We start from the raw sequence: 2,255 nt of genomic DNA, 5'->3' as shown, positions 1-2,255 counted from the left end.
ATGGGTCGACGAGGAGAGCGAAGAAGGGAAGAACCTCAATGAGGAGCCCATGATCCAGACACTCCTCCAGCGCTACCGAAAGAACTATTCGTTCTCTTACAACAAGGTCTAAGAAGCCCGCTTCGGCGAGCGTCTCCTCGGCAGTCTCAATAGTCTCAAGCAGTATCCGCTGAACGTCATCGTCCTTAACTTCGTCGATATGCTCTCGCATGCACGTACCGAGAGCAAGATGATCCGAGAGCTAGCCAACACAGAGGCTGCCTACCGCTCGCTGACGAAGAGTTGGTTCCGCCACTCCACAACCTATAACCTCTTCAAGCATATCGCAGAGATGGGCTATCGAGTCATCCTCACGACCGACCATGGTACCATCCGAGTGAACAACCCAGTGAAGATCATCGGAGACAAGAACACGAACACCAACCTCAGATACAAGGTAGGCAAGTCCCTATCGTATAATCCCAAGGAGGTATATGAAATCGCAGTACCTGCTAAGATTGGCTTACCCCAAGTAAACCTCTCTGACAAGTATGTCTTCTCCTATGGGAACGATTTCTTTGCCTACCCCAACAACTACAACTACTACGTGCAGTACTATCGTGATACCTTCCAGCACGGTGGCATCTCGCTCGAGGAGATGCTCGTGCCGCTGATTACGATGAGCCCCAAGTAGTAGCCCCTATACTCATTATTTATCTAGATGATCAAGAACATAGTATTAGACCTCGGTGGCGTGCTCTTCTACCTCGATCGCGAGGAGGCTCTGCGCCGCTTCGATGCCCTAGGCGTGCCTAATGTGGCCGAGATGCTCGACCCCTACCTACAGAGTGGCTACTTCCTCCAGGTGGAGGATGGGCGCATGACGGAGCCTGAGTTCCGCGCCGCCCTGAGCCGTAGTGCGGGCCGCGAGCTGAGCTACGAGGAGATCGCGCACGCCTACTTCGGCTTCCTGCGCGAGGTCGATGCCTACAAGTTCGACTTCGTGGAGGAGGAGCTCGGTGACTACCGGATCTTCATCCTGTCGAATACCAATCCCTACGTTATGGACTTCTGTGAGAGCGACCGCTTCCTACCCAATGGACGTACCCTATCGTCCTATTGCGTCAAGAAGTTCGCCTCCTGCGAGATGGGGATGGTCAAGCCTGACCGTCGTATCTTCGAGACGATGCTGCGCGAGGGCGATATGAAGCCCGAGGAGACACTCTTCCTCGACGACGGCCCCGCCAATGTGGCCATGGCGGCAGAGTTCGGTATCCACACCTACTGCCCCAAGAACGGCGAAGACTGGCGCGAGCCCGTCCGCAAGCTCCTCGCCGAGCTCAACGCGCGCGGCTAAGAATGGCTATCTTTGTAGCCGCAAGCACATGCAAGCAGATTATTAGTTCACTATAAGTATCAATATCACATCATGAAGAGAATCGTACTGATCCGTCACGGCGAGAGCGTGTGGAATAAGGAAAACCGCTTCACGGGCTGGACGAACGTCGACCTGTCTGAGAAGGGCGTAGAGGAAGCAAAGAAGGCTGGGGCTCTGCTTAAGGAGAACGGCTTCCACTTCACTAAGGCCTATACCTCCTACCTCAAGCGCGCCATCAAGACGCTCAACCAGATCCTCGACGTCATGGACCTCGACTGGATCCCCGTATCCAAGAGCTGGCGCCTCAATGAGAAGCACTACGGCATGCTGCAGGGGCTGAACAAGGCTGAGACGGCAGAGAAGTATGGCGATGCTCAGGTCAAGATCTGGCGCCGTAGCTACGACGTGCCCCCCACGCCTCTGGCGATCACGGATGAGCGCGCACCTCAGGCTGACCCCCGCTACGCAGGTGTCGTACCTGCCTACCTCCCTCTGACGGAGGCGCTCTGCCACACGGTAGCGCGTACGCTGCCTTATTGGGAGGGTGAGATCTTCCCCTCGCTGATGGAGCATGACGACGTCCTCGTCGCTGCACACGGCAATAGCCTGCGCGGTATCATCAAGGTCCTCAAGGGGATCTCGGATGAGGGGATCATCGAGCTGAACCTGCCCACGGCTGTACCCTACGTCTTCGAGTTTGACGATCAGCTCAACCTCGTCAAGGACTACTTCCTCGGCGATCCAGAGGAGATCAAGAAGCTCATGGAGGCTGTTGCCAACCAGGGTAAGAAGGCCTAAGATCCTTTCGGTGGCTTAGCCTCACCCTTTAGGGACCGAGTTCTATAAAGCAAGCGAGCGCGCCAGCATCCCGATCGGGATGCTGGCGCGCTCTGCTTTT

At 55.8% G+C, this 2,255-nt stretch carries 2 protein-coding genes and 1 pseudogene; all 3 read left to right on the top strand.

What is annotated here, in order from left to right:
• Nucleotides 1–673 (top strand): annotated as a pseudogene (locus Q0248_RS02560) (PglZ domain-containing protein); the annotation flags it as partial.
• A gap of 27 nt (nucleotides 674–700) precedes the next feature.
• Nucleotides 701–1,336: an HAD family phosphatase gene (locus Q0248_RS02555; RefSeq protein WP_299319374.1), complete on the top strand. Its 636-nt coding sequence runs from the start codon at nucleotides 701–703 to the stop codon at nucleotides 1,334–1,336.
• A 72-nt stretch (nucleotides 1,337–1,408) separates the two neighbouring features.
• Complete coding sequence (gpmA, locus tag Q0248_RS02550; protein ID WP_299319372.1) at nucleotides 1,409–2,155, top strand: 2,3-diphosphoglycerate-dependent phosphoglycerate mutase; 747 nt, start codon at nucleotides 1,409–1,411, stop codon at nucleotides 2,153–2,155.
• Nucleotides 2,156–2,255: the final 100 nt, after the last annotated feature.

It is taken from the genome of uncultured Porphyromonas sp. (assembly GCF_938046015.1).
GTDB lineage: Bacteria > Bacteroidota > Bacteroidia > Bacteroidales > Porphyromonadaceae > Porphyromonas.
The sequence above is the reverse complement of the archived record's forward strand: the minus strand, read 5'-3'. Positions and strand labels throughout refer to the sequence as shown.